Annotated in this window: 15 protein-coding genes; 11 read left to right on the plus strand and 4 right to left on the minus strand. The window is 55.7% G+C overall.

Features of this window, described 5'->3' with window-relative positions; translation table 11 throughout:
- Window positions 1–48 precede the first annotated feature (48 nt).
- The 3 genes from kduD to ACZ439_RS15910 all read left to right on the plus strand — a co-directional run bounded on the left by kduD (window position 49) and on the right by ACZ439_RS15910 (window position 2,551).
- Window positions 49–807, plus strand: a complete 759-nt coding sequence (kduD, locus tag ACZ439_RS15900; protein WP_054798023.1) for a 2-dehydro-3-deoxy-D-gluconate 5-dehydrogenase KduD — start codon at window positions 49–51, stop codon at window positions 805–807.
- Between the two features lie 5 nt (window positions 808–812).
- Window positions 813–1,790, plus strand: coding sequence for a sugar kinase (locus ACZ439_RS15905; protein WP_127610040.1), 978 nt, complete (start codon window positions 813–815; stop codon window positions 1,788–1,790).
- A 98-nt stretch (window positions 1,791–1,888) separates the two neighbouring features.
- Window positions 1,889–2,551 carry a bifunctional 2-keto-4-hydroxyglutarate aldolase/2-keto-3-deoxy-6-phosphogluconate aldolase gene (locus ACZ439_RS15910; RefSeq protein WP_127610024.1) on the plus strand — a complete coding sequence of 221 codons (663 nt, stop codon included), beginning with the start codon at window positions 1,889–1,891 and terminating at the stop codon, window positions 2,549–2,551.
- A gap of 167 nt (window positions 2,552–2,718) precedes the next feature.
- Here the strand turns inward: ACZ439_RS15910 and ACZ439_RS15915 are convergent, their stop codons facing one another.
- The 4 genes from ACZ439_RS15915 to ACZ439_RS15930 all read right to left on the minus strand — a co-directional run bounded on the left by ACZ439_RS15915 (window position 2,719) and on the right by ACZ439_RS15930 (window position 10,611).
- Window positions 2,719–7,269: a glutamate synthase-related protein gene (locus tag ACZ439_RS15915; RefSeq protein WP_464619891.1), complete on the minus strand. Its 4,551-nt coding sequence runs from the start codon at window positions 7,267–7,269 to the stop codon at window positions 2,719–2,721.
- A 506-nt stretch (window positions 7,270–7,775) separates the two neighbouring features.
- Window positions 7,776–9,158, minus strand: coding sequence for a glutamate-1-semialdehyde 2,1-aminomutase (locus tag ACZ439_RS15920; RefSeq protein ID WP_141336592.1), 1,383 nt, complete (start codon window positions 9,156–9,158; stop codon window positions 7,776–7,778).
- 66 nt (window positions 9,159–9,224) lie between these two features.
- Window positions 9,225–9,362, minus strand: a complete 138-nt coding sequence (locus ACZ439_RS15925) for a hypothetical protein (protein WP_464619892.1) — start codon at window positions 9,360–9,362, stop codon at window positions 9,225–9,227.
- Between the two features lie 214 nt (window positions 9,363–9,576).
- A complete protein-coding gene (locus ACZ439_RS15930) occupies window positions 9,577–10,611 on the minus strand; it encodes an LCP family protein (protein ID WP_464619893.1) in 1,035 nt (344 codons plus the stop codon).
- A 159-nt stretch (window positions 10,612–10,770) separates the two neighbouring features.
- Here ACZ439_RS15930 and ACZ439_RS15935 point away from each other — a divergent pair, with 159 nt between their 5' ends.
- The 8 genes from ACZ439_RS15935 (at window position 10,771) to ACZ439_RS15970 (ending at window position 18,030) form a co-directional block, all read left to right on the plus strand.
- Window positions 10,771–11,823 (plus strand): ABC transporter ATP-binding protein, encoded by a 1,053-nt coding sequence (locus ACZ439_RS15935; RefSeq protein WP_127610016.1) that lies wholly within the window; start codon window positions 10,771–10,773, stop codon window positions 11,821–11,823.
- Entirely contained in the window at window positions 11,816–12,610 is a 795-nt protein-coding gene (locus tag ACZ439_RS15940; RefSeq protein WP_127610014.1) for an ABC transporter permease, read from the plus strand. Before ACZ439_RS15935 ends, ACZ439_RS15940 begins: the two co-directional genes overlap by 8 nt.
- Before the next feature lie 7 nt (window positions 12,611–12,617).
- Window positions 12,618–13,403, plus strand: coding sequence for an ABC transporter permease (locus tag ACZ439_RS15945; RefSeq protein WP_127610012.1), 786 nt, complete (start codon window positions 12,618–12,620; stop codon window positions 13,401–13,403).
- 175 nt (window positions 13,404–13,578) lie between these two features.
- Window positions 13,579–14,049 carry a thioredoxin-dependent thiol peroxidase gene (gene bcp, locus ACZ439_RS15950; RefSeq protein ID WP_054798026.1) on the plus strand — a complete coding sequence of 157 codons (471 nt, stop codon included), beginning with the start codon at window positions 13,579–13,581 and terminating at the stop codon, window positions 14,047–14,049.
- Between the two features lie 171 nt (window positions 14,050–14,220).
- A complete protein-coding gene (locus tag ACZ439_RS15955; RefSeq protein ID WP_155615695.1) occupies window positions 14,221–14,385 on the plus strand; it encodes a hypothetical protein in 165 nt (54 codons plus the stop codon).
- 334 nt (window positions 14,386–14,719) lie between these two features.
- Window positions 14,720–15,007, plus strand: a complete 288-nt coding sequence (locus tag ACZ439_RS15960) for a DUF7667 family protein (RefSeq protein WP_127610010.1) — start codon at window positions 14,720–14,722, stop codon at window positions 15,005–15,007.
- Window positions 15,008–15,503: 496 nt separating this feature from the next.
- On the plus strand, window positions 15,504–16,973 hold the full coding sequence (locus ACZ439_RS15965; protein ID WP_127610008.1) for a polysaccharide deacetylase: 1,470 nt from the start codon (window positions 15,504–15,506) through the stop codon (window positions 16,971–16,973).
- A gap of 82 nt (window positions 16,974–17,055) precedes the next feature.
- On the plus strand, window positions 17,056–18,030 hold the full coding sequence (locus ACZ439_RS15970; protein WP_127610006.1) for an AAA family ATPase: 975 nt from the start codon (window positions 17,056–17,058) through the stop codon (window positions 18,028–18,030).
- Window positions 18,031–18,050: the final 20 nt, after the last annotated feature.

Below are 18,050 nucleotides of genomic sequence, written 5' to 3' on the forward strand. Positions count from 1 at the left end.
GCTTTATAAAGATAAAAATTTAAACGTTTAAACAGGGAGTGGCGAGTGGTGAGCAGTTTGTTTGATTTGACGGGAAAAGTAGCCTTGGTGACCGGAGGCGCCGTAGGCTTGGGCGGAGGTATCTCGCTCGGCTTGGCGAAGGCGGGAGCAGATGTTGCGATTGTGACCAGCAACGATCGTTCACGCGAAGTGCAGCAGCAGATCGAGGCCATGGGCCGCAAGGTACACACGATCGTCGCTAATCTGATGGATGAAAGCGCGCTCGAAGGCATCGTTCAAGAAACGCTATCCGTGTTCGGCAAAATCGATATATTGGTGAACAATTCGGGAATTGTCCGTCGTACGCCGGCAGCCGACCACGCTGCGAGCGATTGGCACGACGTGTTGAATTTGAACCTGAATGCGGCATTCTTCCTTTCCCAGCTCGTCGGCCGCGAGATGATCAAGCAGGGTTCGGGCAAAATTATTAATATCGCGTCGATGCTAAGCTTCCAGGGCGGTATCAACGTACCGGGATATACCGCATCCAAGCATGCGATTGCCGGTGTAACCAAAGCGCTGGCGAACGAATGGGCCAGCAAAGGCGTTCAAGTGAACGCGATTGCCCCCGGTTACATGTCGACTGACAATACCGTGGCGCTGCGTGCGGATGAAGAGCGGAGCGCGCAAATTCTGGTTCGAATTCCGGCTGGGCGTTGGGGAACGGCAGAAGATATGGAAGGGCCTGTCGTCTTCCTTGCCTCGAAAGCGTCTAATTATATGAGCGGTCACATATTGTGCGTGGACGGAGGATGGATGACAAGATAATGAATATGAACAGGTCTACCCAACAAGAACAAATGTTTGTGCCGGAAATTGTCACATTCGGAGAAACGATGGCCTTAATGCTGCCGGAAGACGTTAAAGGCATCGAATATTCCTCTCACTTCCAATCGTTGTTCGGCGGTGCGGAAAGCAATGTCGCGATCGGCGTAGCCAGGCTCGGACATCGCGTTGGCTGGTTCGGCCGGCTCGGCAAAGACCCGCTCGGCCGGATGATTGTGAAGAAAATCCGCGGCGAGGGCGTCGACGTGTCGCGTGCCGAGCTGACGACAGAAGCGCCGACAGGGCTGATGCTGCGCGAAATCATTTCCGGCAAAACGTCGGTATACTACTACCGCAAAGGCTCGGCGGCCAGCCTGATGAAGCCGGAGCAGTTGGACGAATCGTATATCAGCCAAGCCCAGTATTTACACGTCACGGGAATTACGATGGCTTTGAGCGAAAGTGCCCGCGAGACCCTGAAAGAATCGGTTCGCCTCGCCAAGAAGAATGGCGTGAAGGTATGCTTCGACCCGAATTTGCGCTTGAAGCTGTGGTCGCTGGAAGAAGCCCGTGGCGCATTGCTGGAGATGGCGCAGGAAGCGGATTACTTTTTGCCGGGGCTTGATGAGTTAAAGCTGCTGTATGCGACGGAAAGCTTTGACGAAATTATCGGCAAGCTGCGCGAGCTGCCGGGCGTGTCGATCGTCAAAGGCGGCGAAGACGTCACGTATATCGTCGATAAGACGAGCGTGACGGAAGTGCCATATTTCAAAGCCGAGCGTATCGTCGACACTGTGGGCGCGGGCGACGGCTTTTGCGCCGGATTTATCGCCGGGCTGCTGAAAAATTACAGCTTGGCCGAAGCAGTGCGGCTCGGAAACCTGATCGGTTGTATGGTCGTTCAGAACGAGGGCGACTGGGAAGGGATTCCGACCTGGGAGCAGGTCGAAGCGTTCTTGAACAATGAGAAGCATGTGGAACGGTAGGTAGAACGGCAAGTCGGGAGAACGAAGCTTAACCGTAAGCAGGAAGCCTATAAAGAACGAAACTATAGGGAACGAAATTTGAAGGACGGAGACTCCAGATGAAAAAAATTAAACTGCTGCAGCAAATCGTAGAAGGAGGCGTCGTCGCGGTGCTTCGCGGCGATACGCCGGATGAAGTGGTGGAAATGGCCGAGCAGGCGATCGCCGGAGGCATTAAGGTGATCGAGGTAACGATGACCGTTCCGTTCGCGCTGCAAGCGATTGAGAAGCTGGCCAAAACGTATTCGAGCACGACAAGCGACCCGTCCAAATACGCGATTATCGGCGTCGGTACGGTGCTTGATCCGGAAACCGCGCGCGTCGCCATCTTGAGCGGTTCGGAGTTTGTTGTCGGTCCGTCGTTCAACCCGGATACGGTGACACTGTGCAATCGGTACCGCGTACCGGTGATGCCTGGCGTTATGACGATCCAAGAGATCCAGCAGGCGCTTGAGCTGGGTGTTGATGTCGTGAAACTATTCCCGGGCAACTTATACTCCCCGGGGATGATCAAGGCCATCAAGGGACCGCTGCCGCAGGCGAATATTATGCCGACAGGAGGCGTTTCATTGAGCAACCTCGGTGAATGGATTAAAGCCGGCGCTGTTGCTGTCGGCATCGGCTCGGATTTGACGAGCGATGCGGTGAAGGCGGGCGACTACAGCCTCGTGGCGAAGAAGGCCGCGCAGTACATCGACGCTTTCCGTGCGGCTAAGGCGTAGACACAAGCGACGGCAAAGGGATTTGCCGAAGCAAGCGGGTGCAGTAAAAGTAAACAAGCAGGAAGTTTGAACCGTGGTGACGGTTTCGAGCTCCCTGCTTTTTTGTGTTATAAAAAAAATCCCTCAGCTTTCATAGCCTGAGGGATGGATAGGGTTATGGCAACGTCCTATTCTGTTGCGACCGATTGATCGGCTTGTAAACCGACTGGTGCGATACGAACGAAGCTTGTTTCCAGGTTGTTCAGCAAATGATCCACCTTCGCCGCGGCTTCCGTTTGACCGGAGTTCGCCAGCTCAGTGCGGTAAGCGCCGAGCAGCTCGTTCAAATCTTTGATGCTTTGTGGGCCGATTGGTTCGATTTTTACTTTCGCGCCTTTGGCAATACGACGTTCGATCGCAGCTTCATCGAGACCCATCTCCGGCACGAGGCGCTGGTAAATCACGCCGCCGGTCATCCCTGCGCAAATCCAAGGACCCGGATCGCCCATGACGACGGCGCGGCCGTTGGTCATGTACTCGAACGCAAAGCCTTTCAGGTTGGCGCGGGCGGCAAGACCGCCGAGCTCGTCTTTCAACGGCGTCGTAATTTCTCCGCCGAAGACAACGTCGGCGCCGGAGAACCGGATGCAGGCACGGGTGTCCGCATTGCCTTGAATCAGGAACAAGCCGCTTTGCGCGCCGTATCCGAACGATTTACCGACGGAACCGTTGATGAATTGGTTGTGCTTGCCCGGTGCTTTCAGGATGGCGACTTTACCGCCGAGCGCCATTTTGCCTACGCCGTCTTCCGCACCGCCGTGTACCGTAATGTCGACTCCGCGAGCGTTGAAGGCGCCCAAACCGTTACCCGGTACGGAGCCTTCCGTAATCGCGATGTTGACCGGAGGCAGTTCGTCGTAGCTTCCGTCGAAACGGTCGCGTACGCGATGGCTCGCATAACGGCTGCCGAGAATCCGGGATTCGGCATCGATGTTGCTCCAAGTGCGGTTCACCGGAGCGTCGAAGGAGACGGATTCCGGGAACAAGTCGAGTCCTTCTGCGCCTGCCGCGATACGGATATCGGACGATACCGCAGCCGCCACTTGCGCTCGCGCTTCTTGCGCAGCAGCGAAGGAGAGCGGAGCCGGACGAAGCAGATCGGACAGATCGATGCGATCCAGATGGCTTACTTGTTTCAGCAGGTCGGAACGGCCGACCAGCTCTTGAGCGTCTTTGAAGCCGAGCTGTGCGACGATTTCGCGAATTTCTTCGCCGATGCCGCCGAACAGACGAATGAGCGATTCAACCGCCGTTTCGTATACGCGAGGAACGAAGCGGCGCAGGCCTTTCTCTTCGGCTTCCTCAAGCGAATCGATTTGTGTGGCGATACCGACATGACAGGTGTCGAGATGACAGCCGCGGCAAGTCGTACAACCGATCGATTGCATCGCGATGGAACCGAAGCCGACGCGGTTGGCGCCGAGCATGAACATTTTGACCACGTCCACACCGGATTTCATACCGCCGTCCGACCACAATTCCACCTGGTGGCGAAGACCGGCGTCGATCAAGGCGAGGTGCGCCAGCTTCGTACCGATTTCGGTCGGCAAGCCGACGTGTGTGATCGAGTGAATCCGGGCCGCGCCCGTACCGCCGTCGAAGCCGGACAACGTAATGACGTCTGCGCCTGCTTTCGCAACGCCGACAGCGATCGTGCCGACACCCGGAACGACAGGAATTTTGACGATAATTTTCGCTTTGCGGCCGCTTGCTTCCTTCAGCTCGGAGATGATTTGCGCCAAATCCTCGATCGAGTAAATATCGTGGTTGTTGGACGGCGAAATCAGGTCGGAACCGATGGTTGCATTACGGGCAAGAGCGATTTTGGCCGTTACTTTGGAGCCCGGCAGGTGACCGCCTTCGCCCGGCTTCGCGCCCTGGCCGATTTTAATCTCAAGGAACGCTACGGCGTTCGCGAGCTCAACGTTCACACCGAAGCGTCCGGATGCGACTTGCGCGCCGCGCGTCCGTTTGTAACGTCCGAGCATATCCTTGATCTCGCCGCCCTCGCCGTTCATGGTAACCATGTTCAGTCGCTCGCCCGCTTCCGCGTAAGCGCGGAAGGCTGTTTCGTTCTGTGAGCCGAACGACATGGACGAGATCAGGATCGGCAGATCGTGGCCGCCGATGCCGATGTTGACTTGCGAAGGATCCAGCGGCTTGCGCCCTTCGGCGTATGCTTTCTCCATATCGAAATCCGCAACGTGACGGATGGAAATCGGATTTTTCTTCTCTTCTTCGCGAAGCTTGTCACGGTAGTCGCTGTAAGGCGCCGCGCCGGAGGCTGCGTCGCCGAGCGCTTTCCACATGCGCTGGAAGAAACGGAAGTTCTTCGCCGCTTTCGCTTTCGGGTTGGCGAAATCGTTGTAACGGGCTTCGGCGTCCGCTTCAAGCTCGGCAAAGCCGGTGCCTGCTTTGTCGCTGCCCAAGTAGTTGACGATGTCGAGCACTTCCGCCAGTTCCGGCTTCAAGCCGATCGACGAGAAGAAACGGGTGTAACCGCGCAGCTCATGCGTACCGATCGTGGAGATGACTTTCTCCAGACCTTTCATCAAAGCGGTGAATACTTTGCGAGCGGCCGGCGCACCGTTCTTGGCGGATGCCGTCGCGAACATCAAATAAGGAGACAATACATCCGCACCGAGTCCACAGGCTACGGCGATGTCATGCAGGCTGCGAATCGCGGCGCTGCGCAGCACAAGCGTCGTCTGGCGGCGAAGGTTGTCGCCATAGCCGAGCTTCTCGCCGCGAAGCGCGATATCGACCCTGGATACCGCAAGGTGCGGATCCATCCACAGGCGGTTGTTCTGATGCGCCTGGCTGTCGTCCAGGATAAGCAAGGCTGCGCCGTTCTTAACGGCGGTTACGGCATCAGCGGCAAGCTGATCCAATGCGGCTTGCAGCGAGGTGCCGCGGGCGAATGTCGTCGACAGCGTCGCTACGGCATTGCCGCCTTGCGCTGCGAACATTGCCTTTAATTGCTCGAAGCTAGGCTGCTTCAGCTCGGTAAGAGAATCTACGCCGTTGCTGCCTTCCAGCACGACCGGATACAGCAACTCCATGCGCAGGCGGCTATCCGGCTGTCCGTATACTTTCGGACGGGGACCAACGACGATGCGCGTGGAGAAATGCTCCATCTCGCGGTCACGGTCAATCGCCGGGTTGGTGACAACCGCGACGCTCTCTTTAATATAATCGGGAATGTTCACGCGCTCCCAAGCCAGCGCCGCATGAGGGCTGTCATGACCCAGGGAACGGATCGGCTCCGCGCCGGTTTCGGCGGTCGATTCGATCATCTGGATCCCGTCGCGATCCCAGCCGAAGGCGCTGTACAGCGAATCGGTAGGCGTAACGTCGGCGGATTGCTCAGCTTCGACAGCCGGAATTTCGTTATTCAAATGTTTGCGAAGGCCTTCAAAGCCGATGCGTTGTTTAGCGCGTTCCAAGACAATGCTCTGCACTTCATGGTAAGGAATCACCTGCACATGCTCGCCCGGCGTCAGGACGACGCCGATTTTCTCGCCCGGGGCGATCGGCTTCGGCTCGGCCACCATTTCGCCGACCGTAATTACGCCTTGCTCGGAAGAGAAATAGAGGGACGTGTCGCTTTCGACCATCCATACCGGACGAAGACCGAGCGCGTCTACGCTGAAAATGCACTCGTTGCCGTAACGCGATACGATGCCGGCCGGCCCTTGAGCATAGTGGCCCCATGCTTGGCGATAATAAACATACAGATCCTGCATTTCCGGACGGAACTGCTTCATCTCGTTCAAGATCGGAGGGAATACGATTTCCATCGCCTCGAACAAGCTGATGCCGGAACGGTGAATGAACGTTTCAATCGTCCGGTTCATGTCCTGGGAGTCGGAGCCGCCGTCTACGAGCGGAACACCGACCATGTCGGCTTCCAGACGCATCTTCTTCACCGTGTTGATCTCGCCGTTGTGCCCGAGAAGCGAGAACGGCTGCACGCGGAAGAAGCTGGATTGCGTATTAGTCGAATACCGGTTGTGTCCGATCGTTACTTGCGCCGCGAACAGCGGGTCGCGAGTGTCGTTATAATATTTGGGAAGAATGCTGGCCGCGCCCATCACTTTATAGGCGGCCGTCACGTTGCTGAGCGTGGCGACGTGCACGTTATACTTGGCTTCGATCGCTACGTGAAGTTCGAACAATTGATCGGCGACCTTCACTTCCTGCTTGTCGCAAAGTCCGGCGATTTGCCAGAAGGTTGGCTCGTCGTTACGGCCGTTCGGACCGAGCACGCTGCTGTCCACTTGATTTTCTTGCTCGAGCAAGATGTTTACTTGGAATTGCGCGAACAATTCGCGGATGCCCTTCTGCATATCGGCAACAGAAATGTCCAACTTACGCGGAACGAAGATATGACCGACGGAGAAACGTTCATCGTAAGCGAGCTTGCCGTCCAAACCGGCATCCGTCAGCTTCTTTTCCCACAGTGCGCGGGGAATATCGGTCAAAATCCCGCAACCGTCGCCTTCACCGTTAATAAACCCGGAGCGGTGCTCCATTTTAACGAGAGCGTCGATCGTCTTTTGAATGTTATCGCGGGATGGATACCCGTCTTTCTCTACAATACAAATGATACCGCAGCTGTCATGTTCCGTAGCGAGCAAATTCTGAAAGCGGCCCTCATCGCGCATTACTTGGTTCATTCTCGTGGTCAGCAGGCTGACCTTCACCTCCCATTAATTTTGTTGCCAGCATTCGTTCTGAATAAGAAGGCTTGTCATGCATTGAAAAAGAAAGCGGACAACCGAGCGGCAGAAACAAATGAATAAATATACATTTATACTGCATAAATGAGGTGTTCGGCGCTTTCTCAATCCACTGGAAGATAGACTCAACAGGGCAATAATAAAAAAATAAATGTGCCCACGTCCACACAATGAGCGCATATCTTCTGGGCTATCACGGCAAAAACCTCACATCTGGTGTTACATTTAGCCGATTTTTTTGAATTGCAAAGTAGTAATAGAATACCACGAAATCGAATGTGAGACAATAGAACATTGCACCTTTCGACAAGATGTAAGCGTTATCTATTTTGCATAATTGGTGAATAAAGGGAAATTTCAGATAAAATTAAAAAATCGATTAAAAACGAACGAACTATTATCGTAGACTGATAATAGTTCGTGATTTGGGTGATAAATGGAATTTATTGTGAAGCCTGCCGGCGCTGCGTTTGCGCCATCGCTTCAAAAGCGCGATCCGCTGCTTCCAGGGTTGCACGGACATGATCTTCCGTATGGGCCGTCGTCAAAAACCATGCTTCGTACTTCGATGGCGCCAGACATATGCCTTGCTCAAGCATGAGTCTGAAAAATAGGGCGAACTGTTCGCCGTCCGTATCCTGAGCCTCATCGTAGTTCGTCACGGGGTGGGCGCAAAAGTGCGTCGACAACGCACCGCGAATGCGGTTCACGGTTAACGCGATGCCATGTGCGTCGGCAGCTTGAGCGAGTCCGTCTCCGAGCATTGCGCCCAAGCGGTCGAGCCGCTCGTAAGTGCCCGGCTCTTGCAGCGCTTCGAGGCAGGCGATGCCCGCCGAGATCGAAGCCGGGTTACCGGCCATCGTGCCCGCTTGATAAGCGGGTCCGAGCGGTGCGACCTGCGACATGATCTCGGCGCGGCCGCCGTAAGCGCCGATCGGAAGGCCGCCGCCGATAATTTTGCCCAGCGCGGTCAGGTCGGGCTCCACGGCGGCGAGATCGGTCCCCTCCGGTAAGCCCGCAAACGTCTGCGCCGCTCCGTAATGGAAGCGGAACGCTGTGATGACCTCGTCATAGATGACGAGGGAGCCGTTGCGGCGTGCTGCGGCGCATAATCCTTCGAGGAAGCCGGGCTTTGGCATAACCATCCCGAAATTGCCGACGATGGGCTCGACCATGACGGCAGCGACGTCGCTGCCCCAGCGGGAAAGAGCTTCTTCCAGCGCCGGCACGTCGTTGAACGGTACGGTAATCACCTCGTGCGCGATGCTGTTCGGAATGCCCGCACTATCCGGAATGCCGAGCGTGGAAGGTCCGGAGCCGGCGGCCACGAGCACCAAATCGGAATGTCCATGGTAACATCCGGCGAACTTGATGATTTTATTCCGTCCGGTGTAGGCGCGCGCGACGCGAATGGTTGTCATGACGGCTTCGGTGCCGGAGTTGACGAATCGAACCTTGTCCATGGAAGGGATAGCTTGTTTCAACATCCGGGCGAAGGTAATTTCCAGTTCCGTCGGCGTCCCGTATAACGTGCCGTTCTCGGCGGCGCGGCAGATGGCGGCGGTCACGTGCGGATGCGCGTGACCCAGAATGATCGGCCCGTAAGCGGCCAAGTAGTCGATGTATCGGTTATCGTCCGCGTCCCAGAAATAAGCGCCTTGCCCGCGCTTCATAAAGACGGGGGCGCCGCCGCCTACCGCCTTGAACGAACGGGACGGGCTGTTGACGCCGCCGACGATGTGCTCGAGCGCCTCACGGTATAATTCTTCCGAATGCGGACGTCCGGCTGTTTGCTTGAACAAGTTCGGTTCATTACTAGTTGACATGATGAATTCGGGAGCCTCCTTAATGGGAACAGGTTATTGTTCATGTAAATCGACCTGCAGGATTGATTACAGTGTAGTGACGGCATGACCTGCAATCCGGATGCGATCGCTGCCGGGTGACAGGCACGCCCGGCAGCGCCGCGTGGATAGCTGGCCGTGAAACGGCTTGCCCATAGAAGCATCGATAACATGGATGCTTGGCATGCGCCAAACCTCCGATCGGTAAAGTTTGAATTATTATATCGAAATAAGCCGCACAATCCAAGGTAAACTGTTCCGAGGACGCAAAACCATACCGCTATAGGCGCGCGCAGCCGGGCCGAGTGAAGAATAGCGGAACTATCATGCGCTTCGGCTGTAGGAGCGAGCCATACAAAAAACCAGGGCTCTAAGGCCCCGGTCAGGTATTCCGATCCTGCTATTTCTTCGACGCGCTGCTGCTGCCGGCAGCTTTCGCTGCTTCCTGCGTCGTATTTTTCTCCGCTGGCGCGAACGGGTCGCGGTCTTCAAACACGGCTTTGACGAACTGCTGCAGCTTCTGGGTGTTCGCCGTGATCACTTCCGCGCCGCCTACGCGCTTCTCGACTAGCAGCTCTGTCGGAGGAATTTGCTCGCTGGACATGCCCTCGGTTTTCGCCTCGATGGCGAGCGTCCCCAGCTTCAGCATGTCGGTCGTGGTCAAATTCGTCTCGATGTACGGATCGATGCTGTTAAGAATCTTCGGCATGCGGATAAGCGAGCCGGTCGTTTGCATTTTTTGGGCGACCGCCGTCATAAACTTACGTTGGCGCTCCGTCCGCGAGAAGTCGCTGAGCGCGTCATGGCGGAACCGGACATATTGCAGGGCGGTTTTGCCGTTTAACTGCTGCACGCCTTTTTTCAAATTAATATCGAACTCGGGCTCCTCGGAGTCCCGGTACTTCATGTCCTTCTCGACTTCGAGCTCGATGCCGCCGATCGCGTCGACCAACGCGATAAAACCTTGGAAATCGGTGTATACATAATATTGAATCGGAATACCGAGCAGATCGCTGACGGTTTTCATCGCCAGGTTCGGACCGCCCGTAGCGACCGCGGTATTAATCCGGTCGTTGCCGTGACCGGGCACTTTCACATAAGTGTCCCGAAGAATCGAGAACAGGTACGCCTTCTTCGTCACCGGATCGATCGAGGCGACCATCATCGAATCGGAACGCGGAATTTCGTTCTTCTTCAAGCCTCGCGAATCTCCGCCTAAGATCAGAACGTTCACCCGCTGTTTGCCTTCCCATTTGGGAGGCGCATAGGCTTCGGCTCCTCCCGTCTTCTTTGCCGTGAAGCCCGAAAATTTTGTCGTTTCCGGCGTACTTTGGATGTTCTTAGCAAAGGTAAGGAAGCCGTATGTATAATAACCGATAGCGATGAGTAAAAGAACAAGAATGCCTGTAAAAAACCATTTGATCTTGCGTGCCATGGAAAAATCGATCCTTTCCTGTAGTTTCGGTCGCTTTTCCTCTTCTTGCGGTTCGTGTATCATATACGGGTATAGCTTGTGAAAATTTCTCTTCATTATACCGGGTTTCGCTGTAAAGCTGCAAGCTTCGGCAATTTCTGACAGGAGGCTAACATTCCAATGTCGCTCGCTATAGACGTGCATGAGCTGCGCAAAGAATTTAAGGTGCAGAAGAATCGCGAAGGGCTGCAAGGTGCTCTTCGTGATTTGTTTAAACGAGAGTACACCCAGGTTCGTGCGGTTAAAGACATCAGCTTTCAAATTCCTCAAGGGGAGATTTGCGGCTACATCGGGGAGAACGGTGCAGGGAAATCGACGACGATTAAAATGCTGACCGGCATCCTCGTTCCGACGTCCGGCGATATTCGCGTCAACGGCTACGTCCCTTATCAAGAAAGAGAGGCGTTCGTCCGCGGCATCGGCGTCGTGTTCGGCCAGCGCAGCCAGCTCTGGTGGGACCTGGGCGTGGTCGAATCGTTCCAGCTGCTTAAAAAAGTGTACCGCGTTCCGGACAACGATTACCGGATTCGGATGGATGAGCTCATCGACAGGCTCCAGCTCGGCGATCTGCTGAACCGTCCTGTGCGAAAGCTCAGCCTCGGGCAGCGGATGCGCTGTGAGCTGGCGGCTTCGCTTATTCACAATCCGTCCATCCTGTTTCTGGATGAACCGACGATCGGCCTTGATATTGTCGTGAAAACCGAAATCCGCGAATTCCTCAAATCGCTAAACAGCCGGTTCGGTACGACCATTCTGCTGACAACGCATGATTTGCAGGATATCGAAGCGCTATGCTCCAGAGTTATCATGCTCGACGACGGCAACATCATTTATGACGGCGGTCTCGAGGAATTAAAGGAACGCTGGGGGAAAGGCAAAGAAGCTGCGTTCCGCTTCGCCCAACCCGTCACGCTTGATCAGTTAGAGCTGCTGACCGCCGGACTGGACGTCCAATGGAAGCTTGAGAACGAGCTGACCGCCAAAGTGTGGATTCCGCATCAGTTGGCGAACGTATCGGAGCTTCTCGGCCGCGTGGTCGGAGTGGTCAACATCGAGGATATCAAAATATTCGAAACGAATACCGACGACATTGTCCGCGAGATCTACAAATCCGGTTCTTCGGAAGTAAAGCGTGAATGGACCCGGGAACGGGAAGGGGCCGTTCATGCTTAACGCGTATTTGTATATTATCCGGATACGCTTCCTGATGATGCTCGCCTACCGGGTCAACTACTTTAGCGGGATCATTATCTATGCGTTGAATATCGGAGCATACTACTTCCTGTGGAAAGCGATATACGGGAGCAAAGAGGTGCTGGGGGGCATGACGCTTACCCAGATGACGACGTATGTCGCGATCGGCTGGATGGCACGGGCGTTCTATTTCAACAATCTCGACCGGGATATTGCGAACGAAATCAAAGACGGCAGTTTGGCCATTCAGTTCATTCGTCCTTATAATTATATGGTTGTCAAAATGATGCAGGGTCTCGGCGAAGGCTTGTTCCGTTTATTGATGCTGTCCACGCCGGGCATGATTCTGGCGTCGCTGTTGTTTCCCGTGCAGCTGCCGACCGATCCGAAGCTGTGGGCGGTTTATTTGTTCATGCTGCTGCTCAGCTTCCTGATTAATTCACAGATCAATATTATGACCGGGTTAGGCGCGTTTTTTCTTGAAAACAACGAGGGCTTGATGCGGATGAAGCGAGTGGCGGTCGACTTGTTCTCCGGACTCGTCGTGCCGATGACTTTTTTCCCCGGTTGGGCAGAGAGCGTCTTGCGGTTTTTGCCGTTCCAGGCGATTACGTATTTGCCCGGCCGGGTGATTACGGGAGCGGTAACGGGCGATGCCGTGTATCACGGCTTGCTGATCCAGGCGGGATGGTTTGTGCTGCTGTTAGTGCCGCTTTACTTCCTTTGGCGAAGCGCAAGGTCGCGTCTGTTCGTACAGGGAGGGTGAGGGACGAATGTTCTATGCAGGGCTGATTCTGGGTTATTTGAAAAACTATTTCAAAACGCGTCTTACGTATCGTTCCGACTTCTGGATCGAGCTGTTGTCGGATTTGATGTTTAACGGACTGAATTTAATTTTCATTCTGATCATGTTTACGCATACCGAACTGATCGGGGAATGGAATGAGCAGCAGGTGCTGTTCATTTACGGTTATTTTATGATGGCATCAGGCTTGTTTAACACTTTCTTTAATTTGTGGAATTTTAGCGAGCGCTACATCGTCAAGGGGGAAATGGACAGGGTGCTGACGCGCCCGGCGTATAATCTGGTCCAGCTGGTGCTGGAAAATATGGACCCGCCGTCCTTATTCAGCTCCCTGGTCGGGTTCCTCATCATGGCATATACCTGGACGCAGCTGGGCCTTGGCTTCACGTGGTCGGATCCGTTCGTGCTGGTGCTGCTGGTCGTCGGCTCGGTTATGATTTATGCCGGCATTTACATTTTCTTCTCGGCGCTGTCCTTTTTCTCGGACGCTCCAACCGGGATTACCGCGCTGCTCTACAATCTGCAAAACTATGGGCGGTATCCGATGACGATCTACAACGCCGTCATGAAGTTTACGCTGACGTGGGTGCTTCCGTTCGGCTTCGTCGGGTTTTATCCGTCCGCCTATTTCCTGGACCGGGCGAATTGGGGCGGCTTCGCGCTGCTCACCCCGGTTGTCGGGGCCGTCTTCTTCGTTACCGGCGTTTGTGTCTGGAATTACGGCGTGAAGCGGTACCGCGGGGCGGGATCGTAAACGCCATCTGTTCAAGGCCGGGCGTGTAATCCTGGGGCGATTCCGCCAAGCTAATGATGAAAGAGGCCAAGAAGTACGTGGCGTTCGATAGGAGTCAGGCCGTTACGCTTGTCAAAGCGGATGGCCAAAATGTATAATGCGGCGCAAAACCTAGTACCGTCAGGAGAGGAATTCAATGGCAGAATTGCAGATCGGACAAGTGGTTCCCGACTTTACCTTAACGGCAGGCAGCGGGGAAACCGTTACGCTCAGCCAGTTCCGCGGCCGCAAGGTCGTGCTTTATTTTTACCCGAAAGATATGACGCCGACGTGCACGGAGCAATCGTGCCAATTCCGCGATTATAACGAACAGTTCGCCAAGACCGGTACGGTCGTGCTGGGCATCAGTCCGGACGACCTGAAGGCGCATCAGAAGTTTGCGGCGAAATACGAGCTGCCGTTTCCGCTGCTGTCCGATCCGGATCATCAAGTGGCCGAGAAGTACGGGGTCTGGGCGCTGAAGAAGCTGTACGGCCGCGAGTATATGGGCATTGTCCGCTCGACGTTCCTCATCGACGAAGAGGGGCGGCTTGTGCGGGAATGGCGCAAGGTGAGGGTCAAAGGCCATGTGGAGCAGGTGCTGCAAGCGGTGAAGGAAACGGTGTAACGGAAGAGAGAGCCGGTATTACTCTGTAAGATTAGCTTTAGAGGTTTTTACTTGTAAATTAATGTGTTGTATAGAATGTTACACGTTTAACATTATAGAAGCGAAAACTGATGGTATTGATACCAAAGTTTTCACTTACGAGGAGTCGCTGTAGGGGAGTTTCACCCAAGAATGTCCATTGAAGCAATAGCGAGGACCATCATTTCATTAATTGACGGCATTACCTGCGATGCGATGCAAATGGATATCCAACAATTACAGATCGATAGCCAGATAGAAGTGATCATCTTTTATTTGCAAAATGTGCTTGGAGTGAAAGAAGAGGAACTTGCTTAAGAGACACAACAGCATCGCTGTGTTCGGCATCGGCTAGTCGAGCGGAGGCTGGGCCTGCTGCAGCATGTTTCCACGCAGGGTGATACGCCGCGAAACTTCGCGCTGACGCCGGACGGCCGGTTCTTGGCGGCGCCAATCCGAACACCGGCTCCATCTGACCTACAAAGTGCGCGCTTGACGGGACGCTGGAGCCGACAGGTCATTCAATTGGAGCGCCAAGCCGGTTTGTATCTGATTCCGGTAAACGGCAGCCTGTCGAGCCGGAGCCTGTCTAAAGAAGCGCGAATCCGTCAACACTGGGAAGGCAAGCAAATTTTTCGGGAGAGTGAGAAACATGCTGCCTTTTCAAGTTCGGATGGCCGAGTTGTGGACGCTTCACCAAAGCCGGGAATTAACGACCGATGAGTCGAATGAGTTGACGATGTGCCTGCAGGCGAATGCGAACTATGCCCGCAAGCTGAGCGAGCTGCACAATTACATCTACGCAGCGTCGCTGGTCGGCGACAAGACATGGATGGATGAGCTGAATACGAGAGCGGCCCTCATCGATCAGGAGTTCCAGCTTCATCTTGCCGCGTGGAAGAATAGCAGGTTTGGCAAAGGTCAGCCGGGGCAGCCGTAAGGGGTACGGCGGTCGCAGGCGCATCTACGCAAAGAACAAGTATGCATGAAACCGCAGGGAGGCCGAGGCCTTTCTGCGGTTTTTTGGCGCGGGAGCGGGGCGACGGGGGCCTTAGTGCAGGTTCGGCATTCCTTGGAACAATGGGCGGTAGTGAAAAGGCCGCGAACCCGGCAACACGGGTAGAGCTGGTACGAAATAGCAGAACGCTGGATAGCTTATTCCGCCGTTTTCGACGTGTAGACGGTCCTCGGTGGCGCTCGAATAATAAGGCTCTGAAGGTTCGTTATTTTTCGATGATGCGGGGAAGGAGGGACAATAGCGGATCATAGTTCCTCTATGCGCTCCTCGAAGCAAACCGGTAGGACGAACTGGCCGGAGGCGCCCATAATCACAAGAGGCAATCTAGCGAAGTTTCGCGGCGCACAGGTCTAAGTGCTAGGCTCCCTCCATATATTCTAGTAAAACGAAAGCCCATAGAATATACGGAGGGATTCAAATGAAGCGGGTAACATCGGCTGAACGCACCAGCAGTAGAAACAGTATCTTGCATTCTTTCTTGACCGGAATACTGGTCCTCGCCATATGGCTATCGGCCGCCCCGCAAACGTTCGCCGCCGCCCCGCTGACCGCCAAGGAGGCGGACGAGGTGTTCGCCTCGCTCTCCTCCGGTAAACGTGTAGAAGCGGAAGAGATGTCGTACCGAAAGCCGGAAGAGCCGACCGTCTACTTGACGTTCGACGACGGACCGAGCGCCTTTACGCCGCAGGTGCTGGATGTCTTGAAGGAGGAAGAGGTGCGGGCCACCTTCTTCGTCTTGGGCGAGCAGGCCGAAGCCAGACCCCATGTCGTGAAACGAATCGTGGAGGAAGGGCATGCGATCGGGAACCATTCGTATAACCATGTATATAAAGAGCTGTACTCGAATTTCGGAGCGTACTGGGAGCAGCTGCAGCGAACGGAACAAATTTTGTTCGATGCGACGGGCGTTAGAACGCCGCTCGTACGTGCTCCGGGGGGAACGGCTGGCAACTTTGATGCGTTTTACTTTTATTTGTTGAACCGCGGCGGATATTCCGTCTTCGATTGGACGATCGACAGCGAGGATGCGCGCAAGGCGGGTGCGACCGCGGAGGACATCGCGCATACGGTGGCCCAAGGTCCGTTCCGGCACGAGGTGACCGTCTTGATGCATGACGGACCGGGTCATGAGCAAACTTTGAAAGCGCTGCCGAAAATTATCAAATTGTTTAAAGATCAAGGCTACCGGTTCGCTCCGCTTTCGACGGAAGTGAAGCCGGCGCAGTTTGGCGTGAGCAAAGCCAAATGGCAGCGTGGAACGTCGTGGAGCGCCTTTCAACAGCAGCTGCAGGCGGTGGAGGAGCACCGCCCGGTTTGGGCGGCAGCCGGGAGCGTGGCGGAAGAAGCGGGCGCAGGCTCGGAAGTGAAACCGGCCCCTGAGACGGCGCTGGCCTCCGGGGGGATTGCAGCGGGAGGCCCTGACCAGTTGCGTCTTCGGACGGACTATACGACCGTGGATTTCCGGCGGGACGGCTTCCTCTTTCGGGAAGAGCGGTTCATTGTTCCACTGCGGGAGCTCGTCCAGCCGCTGGGAGCGGAGGTAGTATGGGAGCCGGGCGCGCGGACGGCGGTCGTTCGATACGGGAGCTCCCGGACGGAGTACGATTTAGCGAACTGCGAGCTGCGGGTTTATCGGGAGCAGCCGCAATGGGACCCTTCCGGGCATGAAGCTGTGACCGTCATCCCTCTGCCTGAAATGGAGCTGCGAGAGGGCTCGTTATATGTGCCGCTGCGCAGCGCGCTGGAGCTGCTCGGCGCGCAGATCGTCGCTTACGAGCCGGAGACGGACGGGCATCCCGCCACGGTCCGGGCCACCTTCCGGCAAGGCTTGCCGCTCGAACTGGGGCGGCTGTGGGCGGCTGCGGCGAAGCGTTCGGTTCCCGTCTAAAATCTCTGAAATTCGGCAATACTGGATTCATAGGATTCCAAGTCTATGAAGACTATGAGCCGCATTTTAGGAGGTTATAAACATGATGTCGTCCTCATCCGTAACGGATTCTCCCGAAGCTTTGCTTGGGCGTATCGTATATCAAGTGGAAAAAGTGATTGTCGGCAAACGGGACGTGATCGAGAAGCTGCTCGTCGCCCTGCTGGCCGGCGGTCATGTTCTGCTCGAAGACGTGCCCGGCGTCGGTAAAACGATGCTCGTCCGTGCCTTGGCGCGTACGATCGATTGCGGGTTTACACGCATTCAATGTACGCCCGACCTGCTGCCCTCGGATTTGACGGGGGTATCGATTTATAATCAACGGACAGCCGAATTTGAATTTCGGCCGGGTCCACTGCTCGCGCCGATCGTATTGGCCGACGAGCTGAACCGGACGTCGCCGCGAACCCAGGCGGCTTTGCTGGAAGCGATGGAGGAGAAGCGGGTGACGGTCGACGGGACGACGTATCCGCTGCCGGAGCCGTTCTTTCTGCTCGCGACGCAAAATCCGATCGATTTCGAAGGGACGTTCCCGCTGCCGGAGGCGCAGCTGGACCGGTTTCTCCTCAAGCTGCGATTGGGGTATCCCGAGCCGCGCGACGAGGTGGAGATGCTGAACCGGATGGAGGATGCGTTTCCGCTCACGCACATTCGGACGGTCGTGCTGCAGGAGGAGTTCGCCCAGCTGCAAAAACAAGTGCGTGCCGTGCACGTCGACGAGACGATCAAGCAATATATCGTGCAGCTGACGACGGCGACCCGTCAACATCCGGATATCGCCCTCGGGGCCAGTCCGCGGGCGTCGATCGCGCTGATGCGCGCCGCCCAGGCGGAAGCGTTCCGCTGCGGACGCGGTTTCGTGATTCCCGACGATATTAAATCGCTCTGCGTCCCGGTGCTTGCGCATCGGATCATGCTCGGAGCGAATGCCTCCATGGCCGGGAAGAGCGCCGACACGGTGATGGGCGACCTGCTGGCGGCGACGCCGGTGCCGGTTCGCCGCCATGCGGCCGGTTGAGAGGCGATCCGCGATGCGAA

It is taken from the genome of Paenibacillus sp. JCM 9796 (genome assembly GCF_055379675.1).

Bases quoted from the DNA above. Each gene is read 5' to 3' on its own strand.
- ACZ439_RS15905 (WP_127610040.1), top strand. From the start codon at position 813: ATGAACAGGTCTACCCAACAAGAACAAATGTTTGTGCCGGAAATTGTC.
- ACZ439_RS15910 (WP_127610024.1), top strand. From the start codon at position 1,889: ATGAAAAAAATTAAACTGCTGCAGCAAATCGTAGAAGGAGGCGTCGTC.
- ACZ439_RS15915 (WP_464619891.1), bottom strand. From the start codon at position 7,269: ATGAACCAAGTAATGCGCGATGAGGGCCGCTTTCAGAATTTGCTCGCT.
- ACZ439_RS15920 (WP_141336592.1), bottom strand. From the start codon at position 9,158: ATGTCAACTAGTAATGAACCGAACTTGTTCAAGCAAACAGCCGGACGT.
- ACZ439_RS15925 (WP_464619892.1), bottom strand. From the start codon at position 9,362: ATGCCAAGCATCCATGTTATCGATGCTTCTATGGGCAAGCCGTTTCAC.
- ACZ439_RS15930 (WP_464619893.1), bottom strand. From the start codon at position 10,611: ATGGCACGCAAGATCAAATGGTTTTTTACAGGCATTCTTGTTCTTTTA.
- ACZ439_RS15935 (WP_127610016.1), top strand. From the start codon at position 10,771: ATGTCGCTCGCTATAGACGTGCATGAGCTGCGCAAAGAATTTAAGGTG.
- ACZ439_RS15940 (WP_127610014.1), top strand. From the start codon at position 11,816: ATGCTTAACGCGTATTTGTATATTATCCGGATACGCTTCCTGATGATG.
- ACZ439_RS15945 (WP_127610012.1), top strand. From the start codon at position 12,618: ATGTTCTATGCAGGGCTGATTCTGGGTTATTTGAAAAACTATTTCAAA.
- bcp (WP_054798026.1), top strand. From the start codon at position 13,579: ATGGCAGAATTGCAGATCGGACAAGTGGTTCCCGACTTTACCTTAACG.
- ACZ439_RS15955 (WP_155615695.1), top strand. From the start codon at position 14,221: ATGTCCATTGAAGCAATAGCGAGGACCATCATTTCATTAATTGACGGC.
- ACZ439_RS15960 (WP_127610010.1), top strand. From the start codon at position 14,720: ATGCTGCCTTTTCAAGTTCGGATGGCCGAGTTGTGGACGCTTCACCAA.
- ACZ439_RS15965 (WP_127610008.1), top strand. From the start codon at position 15,504: ATGAAGCGGGTAACATCGGCTGAACGCACCAGCAGTAGAAACAGTATC.
- ACZ439_RS15970 (WP_127610006.1), top strand. From the start codon at position 17,056: ATGATGTCGTCCTCATCCGTAACGGATTCTCCCGAAGCTTTGCTTGGG.